Origin of the sequence: Mycobacterium sp. 050272 (genome assembly GCF_039023525.1) — a bacterium.
Taxonomy (GTDB): domain Bacteria; phylum Actinomycetota; class Actinomycetes; order Mycobacteriales; family Mycobacteriaceae; genus Mycobacterium.
Genome location: NZ_JBCHKV010000010.1, coordinates 153566 through 172430, shown reverse-complemented (window position 1 = coordinate 172430; position 18865 = coordinate 153566). Strand labels below are relative to the sequence as shown.

The following is an 18865-nucleotide window of genomic DNA, read 5'->3' as shown; positions in this document are numbered from 1 at the left end:
GTCTCCCGACGCCAAACGCGCAGCTCAGAAAATCGGTTGTCAGCGCCGTGGGCTAACATCTACTCTCGGAAGCGCAATCTGCTGCCGGTGCGACGCTGGCATGCGCCCAGGCGAGAGGAGGTGGCCACGATGATCAACGACACGTTCGAGGTAGGCGTGGCCGGCGCGGTGCTGTCCGCGTGGACCTCCCACGCCGCCCACGCCGCCGTAAAGGCGGCCGGTGCCAAGCATCGCGCCGCCGCCGCGACTGACGCGTTCGTGGATCGGGGAAGTACGTAACCACCCGGTTTTCAAATGGCCACGGACCCGAAGTCACACGGATCCGTGGCCATAGTTTTTGGGGCTGAAATCTTTCGAAGCCCGCAACCTGGTCCGGATCACCGAAGAAGGACACCCGACCAGGAAGCAGGTGAGCAGGACATGTCGGCACAGACAGTCCCCAGACAGCCCGCGCCGGCGTTGCCATGTCACGCCGGCGATCCCGATCTATGGTTTGCCGACGCCCCGGCCGACCTGGAGCGCGCCAAGACGCTCTGCACGGACTGCCCGGTCCGGCGAGAGTGCCTGGCCGCGGCGCTGGACCGTGCCGAACCGTGGGGAGTGTGGGGCGGCGAGATATTCGATCGGGGCTCGGTCGTGAGCTACAAACGTCCGCGCGGACGCCCGCGCAAGGACGCGGTCGCCGCCTAAACGGCCGCGACGTCGGGGTCGGCGAAACCGGGGACCAGCTCCTCGGTCAGCGCCTTGATCGGCACGTGAGCGTCCAGCTGGCACAGGATCGCGGCCACCGACATGATCACCCGCATCGGGATCACCAGTTTGGGTGGTAGATCCATCTGCCGGGCCGTGCGGATCTGCGACACCGATCGGTCGATCTCGACGGCCGACATCTTCTGCAACCACTTGCGGGTGTAGTGGAAAACGTCCACCTCGACCGGTTCGACGTACTGGCGCAGCATGTCGTCGATGTCGCGCACCGACACCTGCTGTCCTTTCTGGATGAAGCCGGCCTTTTCCATCGTCGGCAGCAGCAGGTCGTAGTTCTTGTCGCGGGCCAACCGGATGGTCATCCCGAGTTCGATCGGAAAGCCACCGGGCATGGGCGCGACGGCGCCGAAGTCGATGACGGCCATCCGGCCGTCGGCCAACAGCATGAAGTTTCCCGGGTGCGCGTCGCCGTGCAGCATCTGCAACCGGCGCGGGGCGTCGAAGGTGAGCTCGAGGAGCCGGGTGCCGATCAGATCGCGCTGCTCGACGGTGCCGTGGCGGATGATCTCGGCCATCGGCACCCCCTGGATCCATTCCTGGACCACGACCTTGGGTGCGCTGGCCACCACGCGCGGCACCGCGAAGTGCGGATGATCGCGATACGCCTTGGCGAACGCGCGCTGGTTGTCGGCCTCCAGCCGGTAGTCGAGTTCCATCTCGGTGCGTTCGATCAGCTCGTCAACCACGCCCTGAACATCGGCGCCGGGCGCGAGCTGTTTGGCCACCCCGACCATTCGCTGCATCGTCTTCAGGTCGGCCCGCAGGGCCTCGTCGGCGCCCGGGTACTGGATCTTGACGGCCACCTCGCGGCCATCGGACCACAGCGCCTTGTGCACCTGGCCGATGCTGGCCGAAGCCACCGGGGTGTCGTCGAACGAAGTGAAGCGGTCCCGCCACTTGGTGCCCAACTGCGCGTCGAGCACCCGGTGCACCTTCTCGGCGGGCAGCGGCGGAGCGTCCTTCTGCAACTTCGTCAGCGCTTCGCGGTACGGCTCACCGAACTCCTCGGGAATGGCTGCTTCCATCACGGAGAGGGCCTGCCCGACCTTCATCGCCCCGCCCTTGAGTTCGCCCAGCACCTGGAAAAGCTGGTTGGCAGCCTTTTCTAGCAATTCGGCCTGGACGTCGTCTTTCGACTTGCCGGTCAGCCGCTTCCCGAAGCCCAGTGCGGACCGCGCAGCAAAGCCGACCGGAATACTGGCCAGCTTCGCGTTGCGCGCCGCCCGACCCCGTTTAATCTCAGACACATACCCATCATCCATGACGACGCGGCCGCCCCGGGCTTGATCTAGGCAACAGTGGGGTGTCAGGCCGACCGGCGGTGACGTCGGGCCGTACTTACCCGGCCACTCGGACGGCGGCCCGATCAGCACGAACACAACGGATGCTTGGTCCATTGCCGCGCGACGATGGCTCCCGCGTGCAGATCGAATTCCAGGGTGGCGTTCAACGCCTGCGGTTGCCGGGCATGGTCACCGCGCACCGCCGCGATCACGCGGTGTACCTGGCTCAGCGCCAGCGCGGCGGTCGCCAGCAGAGTGGGCCGATCGGCCACACCAACGGTCTCGCGTAGCTGGGCCGCGACCGCCGGCCACGCGGCGTCCCGGTCGCTGCGGTGCAGATCGGCGCAGCCCAGGCAGCTGATAACATCTTAGGAGGAACTACTTTTCGGCCGAGGGGTTCGAGTGGCGGAACGAGCTGTGCTGTACGCGCGGATCAGCGTGGACAAGACCGGCGAGGAGATCGGCGTCAACCGCCAGCTTCATGACATGCGTGCGTTGGCCCAGGCCCGCGGTTACGAGGTCGTGGCACAGATAGTCGAGAACGACGTCACCGCCAGCAAGGGGTTACGCAGACCGGGATACGAGCAGGTATGGGAGCTGGTCCGCTCCGAGCGGGTCGATCACGTCATCGCTTGGCAGTCGTCGCGGTTGATGCGGTCTCGCAGGGACCGCGCGGAGGTGATCAACACCTTCGGAAAGCACAACGTCGACGTCATCGCGGTCAAGGGGCCGTCGCTGGACCTGAGGTCTGCCTACGGGCGAGGGCTGGCAGACATGATGACCGCCTTCGACTCCATGGAGGGGGAGGTGAAGGCGGAAAGGGTCTCGGCAGCCATCGCCGACCTCGCCCGGCGTGGTAAATCCTGGGGCTACTGCCCGTACGGATGGGACCGCGTTGGCCGCGGTATCCACGCCGAGCAGGTCGTCAACGAGCACGAGGCGGCCATCGTGCGCGAATTGGTGGACCGGCTTCTGGCGGGGGAGTCCCTCAACGCGTTGTATCGCGATATGAATGCTCGCGATGAACCGGCCCCCGGCTACGCCCAGTGGATGAAGAGCCCCACCGACGTGCGAGGGCAACGGGAGGCTAAGGGGCGAAGGCCTCCGACCCGAAGGTGGGCGAAGTCCACCGTGCGGACCCTGGTGGTTCGGGACGCCAACGCCGCCATCCGCCGCTACCGCAAACGCGACAACGGCGGCACCGAGATGCCGGGGGATTGGGAGCCGATCGTCGAGCGGGCGAAGCACGATCGAGTGGTTGCCCTGCTGTCGGCGACGGAGCGACGGAGCCACAGCGGAGCACGCCCCGGCGCACGTAAGCACCTGCTGACCCACGGCGTCGGCAGGTGCGGGGTTTGCGGGGGCATGCTCCGAGTTGCCCGGCGTAACGGTCGACGGGACCAAGCCCTGATCTACATGTGCGCAGGGCCGCGCGGGTGCACCGGTCGCCTCCAGGGCGCCGTTGACAACCTAGTTGCTCAAGTGGTCGCGGGGAGGCTGGCCAAACCCGATGCGCTGGACTGGATGCTGGGTGACGACGAGCGCGCCCGCCGACTATCGGACCGTTGCGACGAACTGCAGCAGCGCCTCGACCAGGCCGCCGACTCTCAGGCCGACGGGAAGATCACCATTCGCCAGCTCGAGCGCATCACGGCCAAGCTGATACCTGAATTGGAGGCCACCCGCCGCGAACGTGACGCGGCGGTCCAATCCTTGGACATCGAATCGTTGAGAAAGCTCGCTGGACCGAAGGCTGCCGAGAACTGGGAGTCGATGCCGGTATCCGCCCGGCGGGCCGTGTTGGAGACGCTCGGCATGGAGGTGGTCCTGATGCCCCGCGAGAAGCACGGCCCTGGCTTCGAACCAGAAACGGTGCGGGTGACGTGGAAGGGACACCAAACCATCGCTCCGACCCGTGCGCTCGGTGTGATCTAGACCGCAATTCCGCTTCCGCAGGTGCGTAAGGGCGTAGCTCCTCCTACCATTTCGGTGCGGTCCCCGAGGTGCATGATCCGGCACTTAAGACGGGGCAAGCCGTGAGCATTGATGTATCCCCTGAGGTCGCCGGATCGGGCTGTGGACGGGGCAGTGTTTTCCCAGCTGCCCGGAGGTCCCAGCCATGCCCCCACCATCACGTTCCTGGAAGTCCGAACGCGCCCGCGTCGGCGCTCTCGCTCGCTGTGTGAAGAACGGCGAGCGCTCGCCCGAAGATCCCGACCTCGTCGAAGCGCGTAGGAACCTTCGCGCGCTCAAGCTCGAAGAGCACGTGCGCTTGGCGCTGGCCGCCATCCCGTCGATGACGGACGACGAGATCGAGCACCTCATCTCGCTGCTGAACGCCAAGCGCGGCCTTAGCGGGGGCGCGCATGTCTGATGTCCCGGCAATCGCCGACTATGTCGAGGAGATCCTGGCCGGAGCCCCAGAACTAAGTGAGGCCCAGCGGGTCCGGCTCGTCGAACTGCTCGCGCCCGTCCGGCGAGCCGCCCTGGAGGTGGCGTCGTGACGGCGATGGCCTCGGACGCCGGGGGCAGCCGACGTCGTGCCCGCCCCGGCGGCGAGGAAACCACCTCGGACGGGAAAGGCATGTCGAAGCTGACCGTCGGCCACCGTGTCCGCATCGAACGCGACGAGACCCGGTACCCAGCCAAAGGAACCTGGCCGCGCTTTCGCGGCAAGACCGGGACCGTCATCGAGGTCAATGCGGACGGTAAGCGTCCCCACCTAACCGAGTACGGGCTGGCGTTCGGCTCGGTGTCTAGGCGACCCAACGGGTCGCTCTCAAGCAGCAATGTCACCTGGTTCCGGGCCCACGAATTGCGCCCCCTAGCCTTCGTGGGGGACGGTGAGGCGCTTTCCTTCGATCCCAAGGGCGAAGGACCCCGGCGCATTGCGGGGCCTTCTAGGAGGACCGAGAAAGACGGCCGCGCCAGCACTCACCGGGGCGACCATGGCTAGCCACTACCGATACCGGCAGGACAACCGCGAGGTGGCCGTCGTCTACCGCGAATACGGGTTCGCGACCATCCCGCTGATCCCGCGCAGCAAGATCCCCGCACTAAGCAATCCGCACTCGTTGTTCGGCCCGCAGGCCCGAAATTGCCACGGGGAGTGCGGATTGCTGGGCCACGGGTTCTACGACGCTAGCAGCGACGTGGACTGGGCCGACCAGTACTGGGCCGACCATCCCGACCACGGGATCGGGGCCAGGCCGCACCCCGGCCAGATCGTCCTGGACGTCGACCCCCGGCACGGTGGCGACGTCGCCCTGGCCGGGTTGGAGGCCGAGCACGGCCCGCTGCCGCCGACCATGACCACGATCAGCGGCCGTGGCGACGGCGGTCGCCACCTGTGGTTCGACGGCGTCCACGCACCCGCGCGCGGCACCCTGTGCCCCGGCGTCGACATCCTCTGCCACGAGCGGGGTTTCGTCGTCATGCCACCCAGCCTGCACGGGCTCACCGAGAAGCCCTACACGTTCGAAAGGCCGGTGGCCGACATCGCCGTCGCCCCCGGGTGGCTGTGCGAGCTGGCCACCAGGCCCGGGCGGGTAGCACGGCGTCGACCCCGGCGTCACGCCAGGCGATTGTCTCCCAGCGAGGTCCGGCGGAAGTGCCGGGGCCTGGTACGTGCTGTCGCGAACGCCCCTGAGGGCCAACGCCATTCGGTCTTGTACTGGGCGGCCTGCCGCGCCGCCGACGAGGGCCTCGTCGACGAGGGGGACCCCATCTACGCCGCGCTGGCCGACGCCGCCGCCGATGCCGGGCTGCCGTCCCGCGAGGCCGAACGCACAATCGGCGACGCGATCGCCGCGGTCCTCGCACAGGAAGGACCATGGCGATGATCGGGTCCTGCCGGGAGATGCAGTCCGAGCCGATGCTGATCGGCCTGAACGGTTCGGCCGGTGATGACGCCGACCTCGACGAGGAGGCGGTCGAGGACCGCCTCTGCCAGCTGCGGATCAATCACGAGGCGCAGCGTCGTTTCGACGCGGAGATCCACCCGCCGTCGCCCCTCCCCTCGTTCCGCAGCTTGGCCGAGCTGCTCGCCGAACCCGACGCCGATGCCCAGTACCGCATCGACCGGTTGGCACCGGCGCAGGGACGGGTGTTGCTGGTGGCCCAATACAAGGCGGGCAAGAGCACCCTGGTCGGCAACCTGCTGCGGTCCCTCGCCGACGGCGACCCCTTCCTGGGCCGGTTCCCGGTGACCACCGGGGCACAGCGCGCCGTGCTCATCGACGACGAGCTCGCCGAGCACACCTTGCGCCGCTGGTTCCGGGACCAGCGCATCACCAATGCCGACCGGGTCGAGGTGGTGGCCATGCGCGGGCACCTCGGCGCCTTCAACATCCTCAACGAGGGCGTGCGGGCGGAGTGGGCCGAGCGCCTGGGCGGGGCCGACTACCTGATCCTGGACTGCCTGCGCCCGGTCCTCGACGCCCTGGACCTCGACGAGAACCACGACGCCGGGCGCTTCCTGGTCGCCTTCGACGCCCTCCTGGCCGACTCCGGCATCAGCGAAGCCGTCGTCGTCCACCACATGGGCCACTCCGGCGAACGAGCCCGCGGCGATTCCCGGCTGCAGGACTGGCCCGACGCAACCTGGCGGCTGGTCCGCGAGAAGGACACACCCGACTCGCCTCGGTACTTCACCGCCTACGGGCGCGACGTCGACGTGCCCGAGGGCCGCCTGAACTTCGACCCCGAGACCCGGCGGTTGACCTACAAGGACGGCACCCGCCAGGCCCATGCGAGCAAGGCCGACAAGGAGGAGGTACTCAAGGAGGTCATCGAGATCCTGGTCAAGCAACTAGCCGACGGCGAGGGCACCGAGATGACCCGGAACGCGATCCTCAAACGGGCCAAGAAGTACAAGCGCAACGCCCGTACGATCGACCCCGCGCTGAAACACGGTGTCGCCGAGGGCATTCTGACCTGGACCCCGGGACCGCGAAAGTCCCACCTCTACACCCTGGCGAACCCGTGCTCGGTGTGCTCACGACCGATCACAGGCCTCGCCCGCGGTGTTCACCCTGACTGCGACGCAAAGCGGCGACTGAGTGCGGAGTCGGACTAACCACCGCAATCGGTCAAATGCCCACGGAGCACGGCAAATACGCGCGAGCGGTGCACTGAGCGCGGCCACCGATTGCGCGCGCTCGCATCATTGCCCCTACCCGGCTAGGACTGAGTGCAACGATTGCGCCCCTTAGGGGCGCAGTCACTCAGTCAGCAGTGGTAGTGAACTCACACCAGGCAAACCTGCCGTGCTTCATGATTCCCCCCGCCGGGCGAGTTCGCTGACGTCGGCCACCTGCCCTGCCGATGTGCACCATCGCCCTGACAAGCTCAGGTCACACTTGGTAGCGCTCGAGGACCTCATGCCCAAGGCGCCGTTCAACGCGGATCACGTGGTCGCGAATGTCGTGGACGCCATCGATGACAGCGAGCTCAGTCACTGCTTCGCGGACCGTCTTTCCTGTCCGGCGCCGCTCGGCGTAGGGGTAGTCCTCGATGGTGGTGAAGGTGTGCGATCCGCGGGCGGTGGCGTTCGGATATAGCGTCGCGCCAGAGTTGACGGGTGATAGCCGCACGCGGGCTTCATGTGCGTCTAGGAGGCTCTTCGTGTCGATCACCACCACGTCCTGCTCGGAAGATCTGTACAGCCGGGCGCCGAGGAGCTTGTCCAGCTTGTCGGGGTGCAGCCAGAAGAACACCCGGTTGTTGAGTGCCTCGAGCCACTGCATGACCGACATGTCGGTCAGGGATCGTTCGAGGAACTGCAGGCGCAGCGGGGCCTGGTCTCGGATAGTTACCCGCCCGAGTGTCGGGTGTTCGGCGGTGATGGAGTGGGGTCGCCGCTCCGCTAGGGCGGCCTCCTCGAAGGCACCCGCGGAGGTGGCGACGATCTGCTGCGTGGTCCACAGTCCGTGGGTCTGGATGGTCGGCCAGCTTCCGGATGAGGCCATGTGGAACAGCGTCGGGTAATGCTCCACCAGTTGGTCTCGGTGCATGAGTCTCCTTGGGTCGCTTCACCATTCGCGGCGGTCGATGACGCTGCGGGGGTGAAAACGGGTCCCGATCAGCGATACCGGCGCACCGGCGACCCTCTCGACTTCTTCGATGAAGTGGATGGTGTCGGTGTCGAGTTGGTCGTAGCGGCGGGCGTTCGTGTTGTCGGCGCGTAAATAGTCGACGAACGTCAACGCGATGTCGGTTGCGCCATTCAATTCGGCGGCGCTCCTAAGGAGATGCCAGTCGAACTCGCCGACTCGGCGCGGGGTGCCACTGACGGAGCCGCGTTCGGCGCCCTGGAGAGCCTCGACGGGCAGTCCCGACCGCTCCGAGATCACCGACCAGTCGATCTCTTGGGACATCGGTCCAGACGTTGCCCCGGTTGCCGAATTGCCGACGCGGATCGGATAGGTCCGCACCACCATGACGACTCGGCGCAGGCGGTGTGGTCCAATGCCAGCTTCGGCTAGGCACGCCGCGGTGGTGGTGTCGCGGCTGGTGACATAGGGGTAGTCGCCGTGAAACAGGCTCAGGGCAGTGCCCTGAGTACCTTCCAACAGCACCTTCTTACCGGCGCGGAACGCGTCTTCGAGGATCTCGGTGGATTGCTGGATATAGGGAGCGAGTTCTTCGACGTCACGCGCCAAGCGCACGGGCGGCTCGCTGCGGCGTCGGCCCATGATGCGGCGGGCCGCTGCGGCGCCACCGCCCTTGCCGGTCGAGCTGATCTCGGCCTTAAGGGATTGTTCGGCCTCCAGGTCGGCGGCCTCGATGATCATCGCCTGCGGGTCGATAAACAGGCGTCCTACTTCGATCTGACAGTCGGCGATCTCACGGTTGAGCACGTCGAGGTCTAGCGTTGCGCCCGGGCCGATGACCAACAGCGCGTCCGGATTCGCCAGCGTTCCCGACGGCAGTAGCCGGTGGGTGTACTCCGGGTTCGTCGGAACTTTGTGACCGGCGTTGGGGCCACCGACCCGCATCAGCACGTCGTAGTCGGGTGCCAAATAGTAGGCGATATTGCCCTTGCCCTCACTCCCGTACTGTCCCCCGACGAGCACGTCGACATACCGCCCGCTCCGTGCCGATGTCAACCGCAATGCCGCTGCGGCCCGCGCTTCCACGTCATCGATGGTGCATAGCTGGGTGTCGATAGACACGTCGGCTTCGCTGGCTAGCTCGGTGACCTGGTCCTCGGTCGCGTTCTTGCGGACCTCTGCGTAACTGTCCAGCTCCTGCAGCCCGCTGACGCGCGCGCTGTAGCGGCGGGAAAGTTCAGCCTCGGGAGCGTGGACGTGAATGTGCGTCACCGGGTAGGCGTCGCGAAGCCGCTCGATCTGGGCAGCCCGCCGTGCGGCATCGATGACGATGAGTTCTCCCGTGATCTCCTCGTCGGCGATCTTCTCGGACAACCAGTCCGACACCCAGCTGCCGTCGGTGTCGGCATCCAGCCGGTCGCCAAAGTCCTGCATGGCGCGCCGCTCGTCGGGCAGGCTCTCGCCGCGGCTGACCGCGATGTCGCGCATGATGTCGGACGTGCGGACGTGCACGGCGCCGTATCGGTAGGCAAGGCTTTCTGCCAGGGTGCTCTTGCCAGCACCGACGGGTCCGCTGACGACGACCATTCGCGGCACCGCCTTGCCCCCGCCGCTCATCCCGCGCGACTCATGTTGCTCTGCGGGCCCGGTTTGGTGTGCACCGTGACGGGCACGCCGCGGCCTGCCACATGGGTGTTGATCAGGTCGGCGATGACGTCCCAGCGGCCCCCCGCTTGTCCTGCGCCGATACGCGGGACGTGCAGGTGGGCGCCGCGGTAGACGGCCAAGTCGGCGACTGTTTCGAGGCATTCGGCGAGCGCGTCGTACCGCAGCCGAACGGCCGCGCCGGGCCCAAAGCCAGCCTGAGCGACCATACTGGCGATGGTCACCTCGCGCCCGTTGAGGGTTTGGTCGAGGGCGTGGACACGGCCCAACCGCAGGTTCTCGGCATCGGCGATGGTCCACGCCCGGAAGGCGCGGGCGGCGTCCGGGAACGCTCTGGAGAGCGCGGCACCGACGTTCAGGCGTCCCCACGCGTGGCTGGCGTCCGACACTACGTGTGCGATCAGCACGGGTTGCGTGCCAGCGTCGAGATCGAGCAAATCCCCAGTGACGTAGGTAATTTCCGGGTGAACGTCGAGCTGGTCGGGTTCCTCGAGGAGGGCCAGCACCCGGGGGAAGCGCCCGCCTGGGTAGGGCGGGGCGCCGACGGCCTGCGCAGCGAACGGCTCACCGCCGATCTGGACCTCGCCGCGCACGGTTTGTCCGACGGCGACGCAGTCCAGGAACAATGGGGCCCCAGGCAGAAGTTGACCATGAGCCAGCGACCGCAGCGCGGAGGTCGGCGGTGTCGCCCCGGAGTGGTCGGCGTAATCCAGCCGCGCGATCTTCTCTGCGCCGCCGACCCGGCTCACCGCCACCATCGTCAGGGCGCGGGCAGTGGCGTGCGTCAGGCGTCTCAACAGCGCCTCGATCGACACGTCCCAGCGGCGGCGCGTCTCCATGATGAAGTCGATGTCGGTGGCGATGTTGAGCAGCCCGGCAACAGCATCGTCGGGCAGCAGTAGCTCGGAGGCGATGACGTTGCACAGCAATTCGAGCTCCCAGTTGTCGCCGTCCTCGGTGTCGGGGACCGCACCACTGCTGGTGCGGTGGCGAACTTGCTCGCCAACACCTGGGAAGCACGCGTGGGCCAGTTCGTGGGCGATGCTGAACCGCAGCCGCCCGCGCGGCCGACTCGGGTTGTAGTCGATGGTCAGGCCCGAGGTGCCATCCGGGAAGGGCGCGAAGTCCTTTGTAGATTCGGGGGTTTCGGGGTTGTGGTCATCGAGCGGCTCGGCGACGATGCGCGCGTCGGCGACCTCATTGACCGCGCGGACATGGATGCCCGCCGCACGCGCGAGAGCCAGCACGTCGACCGGCGGGCCCTGCAGGTTGCGTGCGCGTGCGACCGAGACCAGCTGTGCAGCGACCTCGCGTGCCTTCAGCAGCGGGTCTGCGCCACCTGCGAACGCGAGGACCGACGGGTTGGACCACGCCGAGGATCGGTCGGACATGCCGTAATGCTAGGTCACCCCGCCGACAGGGTCCGAGGCGTTCGCGCGGTGGGTTCAGAACGCATCTTCGAAGGGCAGCGGAAGCTGTACTGCCAGTACAGCCTTCACGTTTGGCGGGCGGTAGGTCACCGGTTTGAGGACCTTGCCATCGGCGCGCAGCACCGGCCGCCCGTCGGGACCGAGTTTGCTCATGTTGGAGCGGTGGATCTCGCGCAAGACGGCATCGAGGTCGATGCCGTAGGTGAGCGCCGCGCCGTAGGTCACGTAGACGATGTCCGCAAGGGCATCGGCCAATGCCACGATGTCTCCGCAGCGGGCGGCATCGGCGAACTCCTGCACCTCTTCGATCAGGAGGTCAATCCGCAGTTCGGCCAATTCCGCCGGGACTGCCGCGAGCCGGGGGCTGGCCGCACCAGGTAAGCCGAAGGCTTGATGGAACTGGAGAACGCACTGCATCGGCTCGCTGAGCGCTCGACGGACGGGACTGTCGCTGGCGGTGGACCCGTACCCTTCGAAGAACTGAGGGTTTCCGAACCCCGTTGGCGTGGCGGTCAAAACATGTTCCGCGGAACCGGCCATGCACATACTCTCGCATACCGAGGACCGGTCTCGGACGACCCCGGGCCGCACGAATCGCATGTCACACCGACCGCGGGAGATGCTTGCTCAATGCTGGCGCGCTATACGTCCGAGGCGATGGCCGCCATTTGGTCTGACCAGCACAAGATCGAGTTGTGGCACCGGGTCGAGGTGGCCGTCATCCAGGCGTACTGCGACGAAGGCGTCTTCCCCGCCGAAATCGCCGGGCTGGCCTCCGCCGCCGCACCGCCGACGCGGGAACGCGTGCTCGAATGCGAGGCTGCGACGGGCCACGACGTGGCAGCCTTCCTGCTCGCATGGGCCACCGGTATGCCCGACGCGCTGGGTTCGCGTATCCACCGGGGCCTCACCAGCTCCGACGTCGTTGACACGGCGCTGGCGATGCAACTTGCCGAAACTTCGGCGATCCTGGCCGCGCGGCTGGATTCTCTGGTGGCGGTCCTGCGGGATCATGCGCTGGCACACCTCGACACTGCGCGGATCGGCCGCACCCACGGGCAGCACGCCACGCAGGACACTTGGGGGCATCGCATCGCGGAGTTCGCCGCAGCCGCGGCGCGCGCCCGCACCCGCTTCGCCACGGCAGCCGACGCAGTCGCCGCCGGGAAGATCTCCGGCCCGACTGGAACCCACGAGAACGTGCCGCAAGCGGTAGAGCTCCGGGCGTTGTCGGCCTTGGGATTGCAGCGTTCCGAGGTATCCAGCCAGATCGTGCTCCGCGACCGGATCGCGTCCTGGATGTGCGAGGTCGCACAACTCGCCACACTCTGCGAGGGTGTCGCCACCGAGGTCCGTCTAGGTCAGCTCAGTGAGATCTGCGAAGTGTTCGAGTCGAAGGCGCCCGCTCAGGTTGGGTCCTCCGCCATGCCGCACAAACGCAACCCCATCACGGCCGAGAAGATCTGCGGGCTCGCCAGGGTCGTGCGCGGCTACCTGATTCCGGTTCTCGAAGACGTGGTGTCCTGGCAGCAACGCGACATCTCGCACTCATCAGTGGAGAGGATCTGTCTGCCCGACGCGGCCGCAGCCGTCGAACACGTCCTCGTCCAGACTGCGAGCCTCGTCAACGGCCTGGCCGTCGACGCCGATCGCATGGCGCTCAACTTGTCAGCGGCACGGACCGCATCGCATACCCACCGCGCAGTGGTGGTGCTGTGCGACCTGGGAATTGCCTACCTCACCGCGCACGAGATCGTCACCTCCGCCGTAAGCGCTGTCGACCCGACGGATTTGATCAGCGACGTGGTTACGGCCGCCGCGACAGCCGGAATCGAGCTCGACGCCGAACGGCTCGGCGAACTCGTGACGCTCACGGCCCCCGATCTCGACGACGTGCGCACCCATCTCAACTCGCTCTAGCCAAGAGCTCACCCGCTCGCACATGCGACGTGCTGCAGGTCGTCAGCTCCCAATCGAATTTCCTAGACGCTGCGAAGCCTAGGCTTCGCAGCGGCGTATCGACCTGCCATTCGCAGCGGCAGCGCATTCGTAGGGGACGGCACGCCGGGAACCACGTGGCCAGGATTAGTGCTGCGTATCACGCACTTTCGGTACTCGTAGCGGCCACACCGCTGCCAGGTCCATGCCCAGCCGTTCGCGGCGTCGCGCCGGAAGGCCGACCCCTTGGCCAATTCGGCCCGCGTCGACTCGGTCATCGTGGCGGCCTTCCTCGCAATGGGGTCATCATCATTGTCGCCGATAATCATGCACGGACTGGGCTTGAGTCGGGCCACCCCGCTCGTAGCGCGAAACGTCTTTCGTCAGTAGGCGCGCGAGCCCCAGCCCGTAGGACTACATACCCGGCTCGGCGTTGAACCAGTCGTCGATCGTCCAGGTCCTCGAGCCCACCGTCACGCTTGCCGTCGACGTCGTGGTCCGGCGGTGGCTCAGAGATCGCGCGACAAGCACGATCTCTAGGCGCTCGGGTGCAGTAGGACCGGCCACGACCGTCAAGGTGAGGGCGCGTGACCACTCACCAGGACGGAGGTCACCAATGTCCCAGGTGGCTTCGAACGAATCGTCGTTGTCCACCACGGATGCGCCGTTCAGGGTGAAGTCGTAGTCGCGGAGGTTAGCGAGCGCGGGCGGCGCGACATTGTTCATCCATTTGTCGAGTGCGTCGGGCCACTTCGGCATTCGGCGCGGCAACGGGTCGGCCGTCGGTGGCGAGTCGTAGACCAGCACACCGCCCTGGGGGATGATCACGGTGAGCTTTACGCCCGTGACCGAATTGTCGGTCTCGTTGCCGACAGCGAAAGTGACCTTGTTGTCATCAGACTGAACGACGCCCCGCAGTAGGTGATCGATTAGGCCGGTCCTGAGTTGCGCGAGGTAGTCCTCCACGCGGCGCTCGAACTCTTCGGCGTCTTCCGGCTTGTACGTGTTTCTCAACAGACCGCCCGCGCCTATCGAACTCACGCTGAGGCTGCTGGCCAAACCCGCGAGGCTGCCCAGCGGAGAGATGCCCAGCGGAGAGAAGGGAGACGTCTCGCTGCTCGCCGGTGGGGGCGCAGGCGGCGTCGGTTGCCCGCTGTTGGCGCGGATGTGGGCCTCATGTCGCCGCAGCCAGTCCTCGATGTCCTCGGAGTCGGCGCTTAGCCGGGCCAGCGGTTCAGCCTGCGTGGCGAACGCCAGGTCCAACTCGGGCTTGCGCTGCCCTTCTAGCAGGCGCTCCTGCAACATCGCGATAACCTTCGGTCCCGCTGGCTCTGTTTGTGCCGCCCCGCGGTGGAACACGGTGCCCGCGTAGTGCTTGTCGTACGTCTTCTGCAACGTGTGGATCGGGTCACCGCTCCGGGGAGCCTCGATCACGATCACCAGCACGGTGACGCCCACGAACTCGACATAGTGCAACGACCAGCGCACGCCGTCGACATATGTCTTCAGCCCCTGGCTGAGGCTGGCATGGTCGATGTTGGCCACGCCCGCAGCGCTGCCCGGTTCGACGCCGACGACCATGTACGCCACGCCCTCGCACGCCCGTTGTGCTTCTGCAACTGATCGGTTGGCGAACCCGAGGATGGCCTTCGCCACCGCGAACCGGCCCTCGACGACGCCGAGATTCAGGCTGCTCTTCCACTCAAGCCAGTTCGTCTCTTGCGCGATCCGCGGCGAACTGTGGATAGCCTCTACCAGCGCCAGCAGCTCCTCGTCAGTCCGCAGGGCGCGGGTCGTGTCGATGTCGCTCAAGCTCATGGTGGAACGCAGCTTACGCCGAGCTACCGACAGATCGGGTCCACCGAAATTGCACCTAGTACGTCGTCGCCGCTGGCTACGATCCCGGCATGGACGCGGTGGACAAAGCGGCGGTCGTCAGTGCGATTCAGCAGCTCGCCCAGGAGAACGGCGGCGTGCCAGTTGGCAAAGAACGATTCGTCGCAGAGACCGGGTTCCCCGACTACCTGTTCCAGGGGCGGTTGTGGCTCACGTGGAGCGACGCCGTACGCGAAGCTGGGTACGAGCCCAACGCCTTCGGGCTCGCCCGCCTTGCGGACGATCACCTACTACGGCAGTTGGCCGAGCTGACCCGCAAACTGGGCCGCTTCCCCACCAAGGCCCACATACGGATGGAGGGCCGTCTCACCCCGGCGCTATCCAGCGCGACGACCTTTGCAAAACGCCTAGGCACCCGGGCACAACAGATCGACCGGCTCCGCGACTTTACTGAACACGCGCCCGAGTTTTCCGATGTCGCCGCTCTGCTCCCCGCCGTGGCGGACGAACCAGCGGTGCTCGACGAGGCCGAGGATCCTGACACACAGCAGCCAGTGCCGGGGTATGTCTACCTCGCTAGGTCGGGAAAGTTCCACAAGATCGGTCGGTCGAACGACCATGGGCGACGCGCCTACGAGATCGGGCTACAGCTCCCCGAGAAGCTGGAAGTGGTGCACACCATCGAGACCGACGACGCCGTCGGGATCGAACGCTACTGGCACGAGCGATTCCGTGACCGCCGCCGAAACGGTGAATGGTTCCTGCTGACCAAGTCCGACATCGCAGCCTTCAAGCGCCGCCGCTCGTTCATGTAACGCACTGCCGCGGCCAGTGGGCTCCGGTGAGCGGCTAATTATTGCGCCGTCGCTCTCCTGCGCACCAGGGCCGCGAGGATGTCCGGTGCGGCCTCCTCGTAGGTGCGACCCGACTTGATGGCGTTGCACGTCAGGCAGGCGGTCGTGAGGTTCTCGGGGGTGTTTGGCCCCCCAAGCGACTGAGGGATGATGTGGTCGAGCGTTGCTGTCGTCGCCGTCACCGCCTCGCCGCAGTACCGGCACGTCCACTTGTCGCGCTCCATCAGCTCGGCCCTGAGCACCGGGTCGGCGAAGTAGTCCAGCTCCTGTACAGGTGGCTCCGACGTCGCAATCACCTCGCGCACTGCGGGAACCCCCTCGGGGAGCAGGACACGGTATTGCGTTCCCTCCCGCGACGTTTTGCCGATGGCGATGAAGCCCATCTCCGCGAGGACATTCAGCTTCTCGGTGATGTGGTTGTAGTTGCCGCGGCTCGCACGGGTTCCCTGGCCGAGTCGGGCGCTAATGGTGCGCTTTCCGATGCGGACCTCGCCACCGCGGAACTCGGTGGCCCGTAGCAGGAGCAGGTACAGGCTGAACTCGTAGGGCTTGAGAAGGGGCAATACAGCGTCGACGAGTACCGGCAGCAGCTCGGGTGCGTCGGCGTCGGCGTCGGCGTCGTCCATCATCAGAGGTTAGCCCCGGCCTACCTGAGCCCGCGTGGGCTTGCCGAGTTCCGCCAAGCGGCCTGGCGGAAATTTCTCATTCCTCTTCGTTGTGGGCTAGGTAGCGATACAGCGTCGTCCGGCCAATCCCGAGCGCGCTGCAGATGGTCGCCGCGGTCTCCCCGTTGGACTTCATCCGCCCGGCGAGTGCCGCCTGATCGGGGTTCAGTTTGGCGGGCCGACCGAACTTGCGTCCCGACTTGCGTGCGTGCTCCAGCTTCAGGGCGGTCCGTTCCCGCACCAGCTCGCGCTCGTACTCCGCGATCGACATCAGGACTCCGGCCACCATGCGCCCGGTGCTCGTCGAGGTGTCGACGCCGTCGTGCAGGGACCGCACCGTCACCCCCCGCTCGGTCAGCTCGTGGAGCGTGTTGACGATGCTGCGCATGTTGCGGCCGAGCCGGTCCAGCCGCCAGACGACGAGGGTGTCGCCCTCCCGCAGGTATTGCAGGCACTCGGCGAAGCCGGGGCGGTCGTCCCGTGCGCCGGACATGACGTCGTGGAAGACCTTTCCCGCCCCCGCGGCGGTCAGCGCCTCGGTCTGCTGCTCCAGCGTCTGGGTAATGGTCGACACGCGGGCGTAGCCGATCACGGTCGAAACTGCCTGGGTCGCGGAAATTGGACTCACGCTCAGTGAACCGAAAATGGTCGCTGCGTTATTTCCGAACGATGCGCTTTCGGCATGTACTTCCGGCACACCCGGTCGTAGAGAAAGTCGTGGGGAAACAGAACCGCCGAGAGGCGACCCCACACCGTTCCGCAATCGGTCTATTTCGGCACACCCCAGGGGTCGGCCGCACCCGTCCCGCCGACCAACGCTCGCGGCGGCTTACCGGCCGTGGTAGTGACTGGCCTGCTCGGGGCAAAGGTATGTTTGCGCATCGCCCACGAACTGGGAGGCGGTTTGGTGCTGTTGCGCGTCGGCCTGGTACTCCGAGGGCGACGTCTGGTCCACCAGCGGCCGGTGCGGCATTCCCGCCCACACCTCGTCGGTGACCTGCTGCACGGTCTCGCCGACGTCCAGCCGGTGACAGACCTCGTGGCCTAGCCCCAGTAACTTCTGGTCGCCGTCGTCGGCGTGCATCCCAGCGGCGTGCACGGCGTCGAGGAACCCCTGGTCCGGTGACGGCTCGTGGTGGCAAGACGCGATGACGGCGACCGTAACGGCTGTTGCTGCAGCCAGCCCGAACCTGCGCAACATCTCGCGCCTCCTTCTACCCGATCCGATCCGGTGCCTAGACGTGGACGCCGTAGTCGCGGGCGATGTCCGCCAGGGCACGAGGCGTAGCCCTTGCCGATGGTGCAGAATTACGTGCTTTGCCGATCCGAGTCCGTAACCGCCGCAAAGGATCAGCCGCCTGCGTACCCGGATCTCACTGCGCGAACTTCGGGCGCCTGGACGGCCTGGGCCAGTTCCTGGATCTGCCAGCCCTGCGCCGGGCACAGCCAGCGGATCGCGGCGCCGACCTCGTAGGCGGTCTCGACGAAGGACCGCCCCGAGGAGCCTGCCGAGTTGGCTGCGACGTTGGCCCACGACGGTTGGTGGTTGGCGTCCAGCGCGTGGCACATCACGTAGCCGTTGGCCAGTAGCTGGTCGCTGGTTCCCGGGGTGCCGTGGGCCTGCAGCTGGTTGACGTAACCCGCCTGCGCGGCGTCGGCACGGGCGCTACCCGAGGCGTACAACGGCGATAAGACAAGGGCAGCTACGGCGAGCACCGCCCCGATAACCCTCATCAGATGGTCGCTCCTTCAAGGCATGCGGTTCGCGGAGTCGCAATGGCCGGGCTGGGCTCAGTTCCACAGCCCTGGGCAATATCGAGGGTCGACGCTGTTGCACGGTGGGAAGTGCCCGTTGGGCGGTGGTGGTGGCTCCGGCGGGTAGCACCCCATTTGGTACGGCCAGGTGTAGGCGGGTCTGGCCACCCAGTTCGCAGGGCATCCCTGCGGCGCCAGCGGGCCCAGCGGCGCCCCGACCAACGCCAAAGCGACAGCTGTCGCAGAGATGGGCCTCAGCATCATTTGCCCTTCGATTCTTCGAGGTCACGGCGTCTGGGACGAGCGGTAGCCAGAATATCCCAACTTGGGATATTCAGAGGCGCGCATGTCCGCTGGCCGGGTGGAGAAATCCATCTACTCGGTGGAATACCAGCAGCTGTGCGCGTTGCTGCGGGAGTTGCGCCGGGAAGCTGGACTCACCCAGGTCGAGGTCGCTGAGCGGCTGGACGTCCCACAATCGTTCGTGAGCAAGTACGAGTCCGGCGAACGCCGACTCGATGTCATAGAACTCCGCCACGTTGCCGGGGCCATCGGCACGACGCTTGAGGCGATTGTCGAGCGCCTCGGCTAGGACCACGCCTTCGGCGACGGCCAAGT

The 18865-nt window shown here is 66.6% G+C and carries 21 protein-coding genes and 1 pseudogene; 11 read left to right on the top strand and 11 right to left on the bottom strand.

Annotated elements, in window-relative coordinates; translation table 11 throughout:
• Positions 1-129 precede the first annotated feature (129 nt).
• Positions 130-279 (top strand): hypothetical protein, encoded by a 150-nt coding sequence (locus AAHS21_RS19955; protein ID WP_342929295.1) that lies wholly within the window; start codon positions 130-132, stop codon positions 277-279.
• 141 nt (positions 280-420) lie between these two features.
• Positions 421-690 carry a WhiB family transcriptional regulator gene (locus tag AAHS21_RS19950; protein WP_342929294.1) on the top strand — a complete coding sequence of 90 codons (270 nt, stop codon included), beginning with the start codon at positions 421-423 and terminating at the stop codon, positions 688-690.
• Here AAHS21_RS19950 and AAHS21_RS19945 read toward each other — a convergent pair.
• Together AAHS21_RS19945 and AAHS21_RS19940 are read right to left on the bottom strand one after the other, a co-directional pair.
• On the bottom strand, positions 687-2030 hold the full coding sequence (locus AAHS21_RS19945; RefSeq protein ID WP_342929342.1) for an AarF/UbiB family protein: 1344 nt from the start codon (positions 2028-2030) through the stop codon (positions 687-689). The two genes, AAHS21_RS19950 and AAHS21_RS19945, sit on opposite strands and share 4 nt — an antisense overlap.
• Before the next feature lie 104 nt (positions 2031-2134).
• Positions 2135-2410 (bottom strand): annotated as a pseudogene (locus AAHS21_RS19940) (cyclodehydratase); the annotation flags it as partial.
• Between the two features lie 43 nt (positions 2411-2453).
• Between AAHS21_RS19940 and AAHS21_RS19935 the strand changes: the two are divergent.
• The 6 genes from AAHS21_RS19935 to AAHS21_RS19910 all read left to right on the top strand — a co-directional run bounded on the left by AAHS21_RS19935 (position 2454) and on the right by AAHS21_RS19910 (position 7128).
• Positions 2454-3986 (top strand): recombinase family protein, encoded by a 1533-nt coding sequence (locus AAHS21_RS19935; protein ID WP_342929293.1) that lies wholly within the window; start codon positions 2454-2456, stop codon positions 3984-3986.
• 184 nt (positions 3987-4170) lie between these two features.
• Positions 4171-4425, top strand: a complete 255-nt coding sequence (locus tag AAHS21_RS19930; RefSeq protein ID WP_342929292.1) for a hypothetical protein — start codon at positions 4171-4173, stop codon at positions 4423-4425.
• Positions 4418-4555 (top strand): hypothetical protein, encoded by a 138-nt coding sequence (locus AAHS21_RS19925; protein WP_342929291.1) that lies wholly within the window; start codon positions 4418-4420, stop codon positions 4553-4555. Before AAHS21_RS19930 ends, AAHS21_RS19925 begins: the two co-directional genes overlap by 8 nt.
• Entirely contained in the window at positions 4552-5007 is a 456-nt protein-coding gene (locus AAHS21_RS19920; protein WP_342929290.1) for a hypothetical protein, read from the top strand. Before AAHS21_RS19925 ends, AAHS21_RS19920 begins: the two co-directional genes overlap by 4 nt.
• The gene (locus AAHS21_RS19915; protein WP_342929289.1) at positions 5000-5893 is read left to right on the top strand and encodes a bifunctional DNA primase/polymerase; all 894 of its coding nucleotides are present in this window, start codon (positions 5000-5002) and stop codon (positions 5891-5893) included. Before AAHS21_RS19920 ends, AAHS21_RS19915 begins: the two co-directional genes overlap by 8 nt.
• On the top strand, positions 5884-7128 hold the full coding sequence (locus AAHS21_RS19910) for an AAA family ATPase (RefSeq protein ID WP_342929288.1): 1245 nt from the start codon (positions 5884-5886) through the stop codon (positions 7126-7128). The genes AAHS21_RS19915 and AAHS21_RS19910 overlap by 10 nt, the downstream gene beginning before the upstream one ends.
• A 277-nt stretch (positions 7129-7405) precedes the next feature.
• Here the strand turns inward: AAHS21_RS19910 and AAHS21_RS19905 are convergent, their stop codons facing one another.
• Genes AAHS21_RS19905 through AAHS21_RS19890 form a run of 4 tightly spaced genes read right to left on the bottom strand, consistent with a single transcriptional unit; the run spans position 7406 to position 11739 of the window.
• Positions 7406-8065, bottom strand: coding sequence for a hypothetical protein (locus AAHS21_RS19905; protein WP_342929287.1), 660 nt, complete (start codon positions 8063-8065; stop codon positions 7406-7408).
• 18 nt (positions 8066-8083) lie between these two features.
• Positions 8084-9721 carry an adenylosuccinate synthetase gene (locus AAHS21_RS19900; RefSeq protein ID WP_342929286.1) on the bottom strand — a complete coding sequence of 546 codons (1638 nt, stop codon included), beginning with the start codon at positions 9719-9721 and terminating at the stop codon, positions 8084-8086.
• On the bottom strand, positions 9718-11160 hold the full coding sequence (locus AAHS21_RS19895; RefSeq protein WP_342929285.1) for an ImmA/IrrE family metallo-endopeptidase: 1443 nt from the start codon (positions 11158-11160) through the stop codon (positions 9718-9720). Before AAHS21_RS19895 ends, AAHS21_RS19900 begins: the two co-directional genes overlap by 4 nt.
• Positions 11161-11214: 54 nt before the next feature.
• Positions 11215-11739: a hypothetical protein gene (locus AAHS21_RS19890; RefSeq protein WP_342929284.1), complete on the bottom strand. Its 525-nt coding sequence runs from the start codon at positions 11737-11739 to the stop codon at positions 11215-11217.
• A gap of 90 nt (positions 11740-11829) precedes the next feature.
• Here AAHS21_RS19890 and purB point away from each other — a divergent pair, with 90 nt between their 5' ends.
• Entirely contained in the window at positions 11830-13119 is a 1290-nt protein-coding gene (gene purB / locus AAHS21_RS19885; RefSeq protein WP_342929283.1) for an adenylosuccinate lyase, read from the top strand.
• A gap of 432 nt (positions 13120-13551) precedes the next feature.
• On the opposite strand, the gene AAHS21_RS19880 is transcribed toward purB, so the two are convergent.
• On the bottom strand, positions 13552-14955 hold the full coding sequence (locus AAHS21_RS19880) for an RNA-binding domain-containing protein (RefSeq protein ID WP_342929282.1): 1404 nt from the start codon (positions 14953-14955) through the stop codon (positions 13552-13554).
• 89 nt (positions 14956-15044) lie between these two features.
• On the opposite strand from AAHS21_RS19880, the gene AAHS21_RS19875 reads away from it, so the two are divergent.
• On the top strand, positions 15045-15788 hold the full coding sequence (locus AAHS21_RS19875) for a GIY-YIG nuclease family protein (RefSeq protein ID WP_342929281.1): 744 nt from the start codon (positions 15045-15047) through the stop codon (positions 15786-15788).
• 38 nt (positions 15789-15826) lie between these two features.
• Here AAHS21_RS19875 and AAHS21_RS19870 read toward each other — a convergent pair whose 3' ends face one another.
• From AAHS21_RS19870 to AAHS21_RS19855, 4 genes are all read right to left on the bottom strand, one after another.
• Positions 15827-16453, bottom strand: coding sequence for an HNH endonuclease (locus AAHS21_RS19870; RefSeq protein WP_342929280.1), 627 nt, complete (start codon positions 16451-16453; stop codon positions 15827-15829).
• A 76-nt stretch (positions 16454-16529) separates the two neighbouring features.
• Positions 16530-17120, bottom strand: a complete 591-nt coding sequence (locus AAHS21_RS19865; RefSeq protein ID WP_342929279.1) for a recombinase family protein — start codon at positions 17118-17120, stop codon at positions 16530-16532.
• Between the two features lie 201 nt (positions 17121-17321).
• A complete protein-coding gene (locus AAHS21_RS19860) occupies positions 17322-17693 on the bottom strand; it encodes a DUF732 domain-containing protein (RefSeq protein WP_342929278.1) in 372 nt (123 codons plus the stop codon).
• A gap of 149 nt (positions 17694-17842) precedes the next feature.
• Positions 17843-18226 (bottom strand): DUF732 domain-containing protein, encoded by a 384-nt coding sequence (locus tag AAHS21_RS19855; protein WP_342929277.1) that lies wholly within the window; start codon positions 18224-18226, stop codon positions 17843-17845.
• Positions 18227-18593: 367 nt separating this feature from the next.
• Between AAHS21_RS19855 and AAHS21_RS19850 the strand changes: the two genes are divergently transcribed.
• On the top strand, positions 18594-18839 hold the full coding sequence (locus AAHS21_RS19850) for a helix-turn-helix transcriptional regulator (protein WP_342929276.1): 246 nt from the start codon (positions 18594-18596) through the stop codon (positions 18837-18839).
• Positions 18840-18865 lie beyond the last annotated feature (26 nt).

Excerpts from the sequence above, each read along its gene's own strand:
- AAHS21_RS19890 (WP_342929284.1), bottom strand. The coding sequence starts at position 11,739 with ATGGCCGGTTCCGCGGAACATGTTTTGACCGCCACGCCAACGGGGTTC.
- AAHS21_RS19870 (WP_342929280.1), bottom strand. The coding sequence starts at position 16,453 with ATGGACGACGCCGACGCCGACGCCGACGCACCCGAGCTGCTGCCGGTA.
- AAHS21_RS19945 (WP_342929342.1), bottom strand. The coding sequence starts at position 2,030 with ATGGATGATGGGTATGTGTCTGAGATTAAACGGGGTCGGGCGGCGCGC.
- AAHS21_RS19875 (WP_342929281.1), top strand. The coding sequence starts at position 15,045 with ATGGACGCGGTGGACAAAGCGGCGGTCGTCAGTGCGATTCAGCAGCTC.
- AAHS21_RS19860 (WP_342929278.1), bottom strand. The coding sequence starts at position 17,693 with ATGTTGCGCAGGTTCGGGCTGGCTGCAGCAACAGCCGTTACGGTCGCC.
- AAHS21_RS19900 (WP_342929286.1), bottom strand. The coding sequence starts at position 9,721 with ATGAGCGGCGGGGGCAAGGCGGTGCCGCGAATGGTCGTCGTCAGCGGA.
- AAHS21_RS19910 (WP_342929288.1), top strand. The coding sequence starts at position 5,884 with ATGGCGATGATCGGGTCCTGCCGGGAGATGCAGTCCGAGCCGATGCTG.
- purB (WP_342929283.1), top strand. The coding sequence starts at position 11,830 with ATGCTGGCGCGCTATACGTCCGAGGCGATGGCCGCCATTTGGTCTGAC.
- AAHS21_RS19855 (WP_342929277.1), bottom strand. The coding sequence starts at position 18,226 with ATGAGGGTTATCGGGGCGGTGCTCGCCGTAGCTGCCCTTGTCTTATCG.
- AAHS21_RS19925 (WP_342929291.1), top strand. The coding sequence starts at position 4,418 with ATGTCTGATGTCCCGGCAATCGCCGACTATGTCGAGGAGATCCTGGCC.
- AAHS21_RS19915 (WP_342929289.1), top strand. The coding sequence starts at position 5,000 with ATGGCTAGCCACTACCGATACCGGCAGGACAACCGCGAGGTGGCCGTC.
- AAHS21_RS19905 (WP_342929287.1), bottom strand. The coding sequence starts at position 8,065 with ATGCACCGAGACCAACTGGTGGAGCATTACCCGACGCTGTTCCACATG.
- AAHS21_RS19930 (WP_342929292.1), top strand. The coding sequence starts at position 4,171 with ATGCCCCCACCATCACGTTCCTGGAAGTCCGAACGCGCCCGCGTCGGC.
- AAHS21_RS19850 (WP_342929276.1), top strand. The coding sequence starts at position 18,594 with ATGTCCGCTGGCCGGGTGGAGAAATCCATCTACTCGGTGGAATACCAG.
- AAHS21_RS19880 (WP_342929282.1), bottom strand. The coding sequence starts at position 14,955 with ATGAGCTTGAGCGACATCGACACGACCCGCGCCCTGCGGACTGACGAG.
- AAHS21_RS19895 (WP_342929285.1), bottom strand. The coding sequence starts at position 11,160 with ATGTCCGACCGATCCTCGGCGTGGTCCAACCCGTCGGTCCTCGCGTTC.
- AAHS21_RS19955 (WP_342929295.1), top strand. The coding sequence starts at position 130 with ATGATCAACGACACGTTCGAGGTAGGCGTGGCCGGCGCGGTGCTGTCC.
- AAHS21_RS19950 (WP_342929294.1), top strand. The coding sequence starts at position 421 with ATGTCGGCACAGACAGTCCCCAGACAGCCCGCGCCGGCGTTGCCATGT.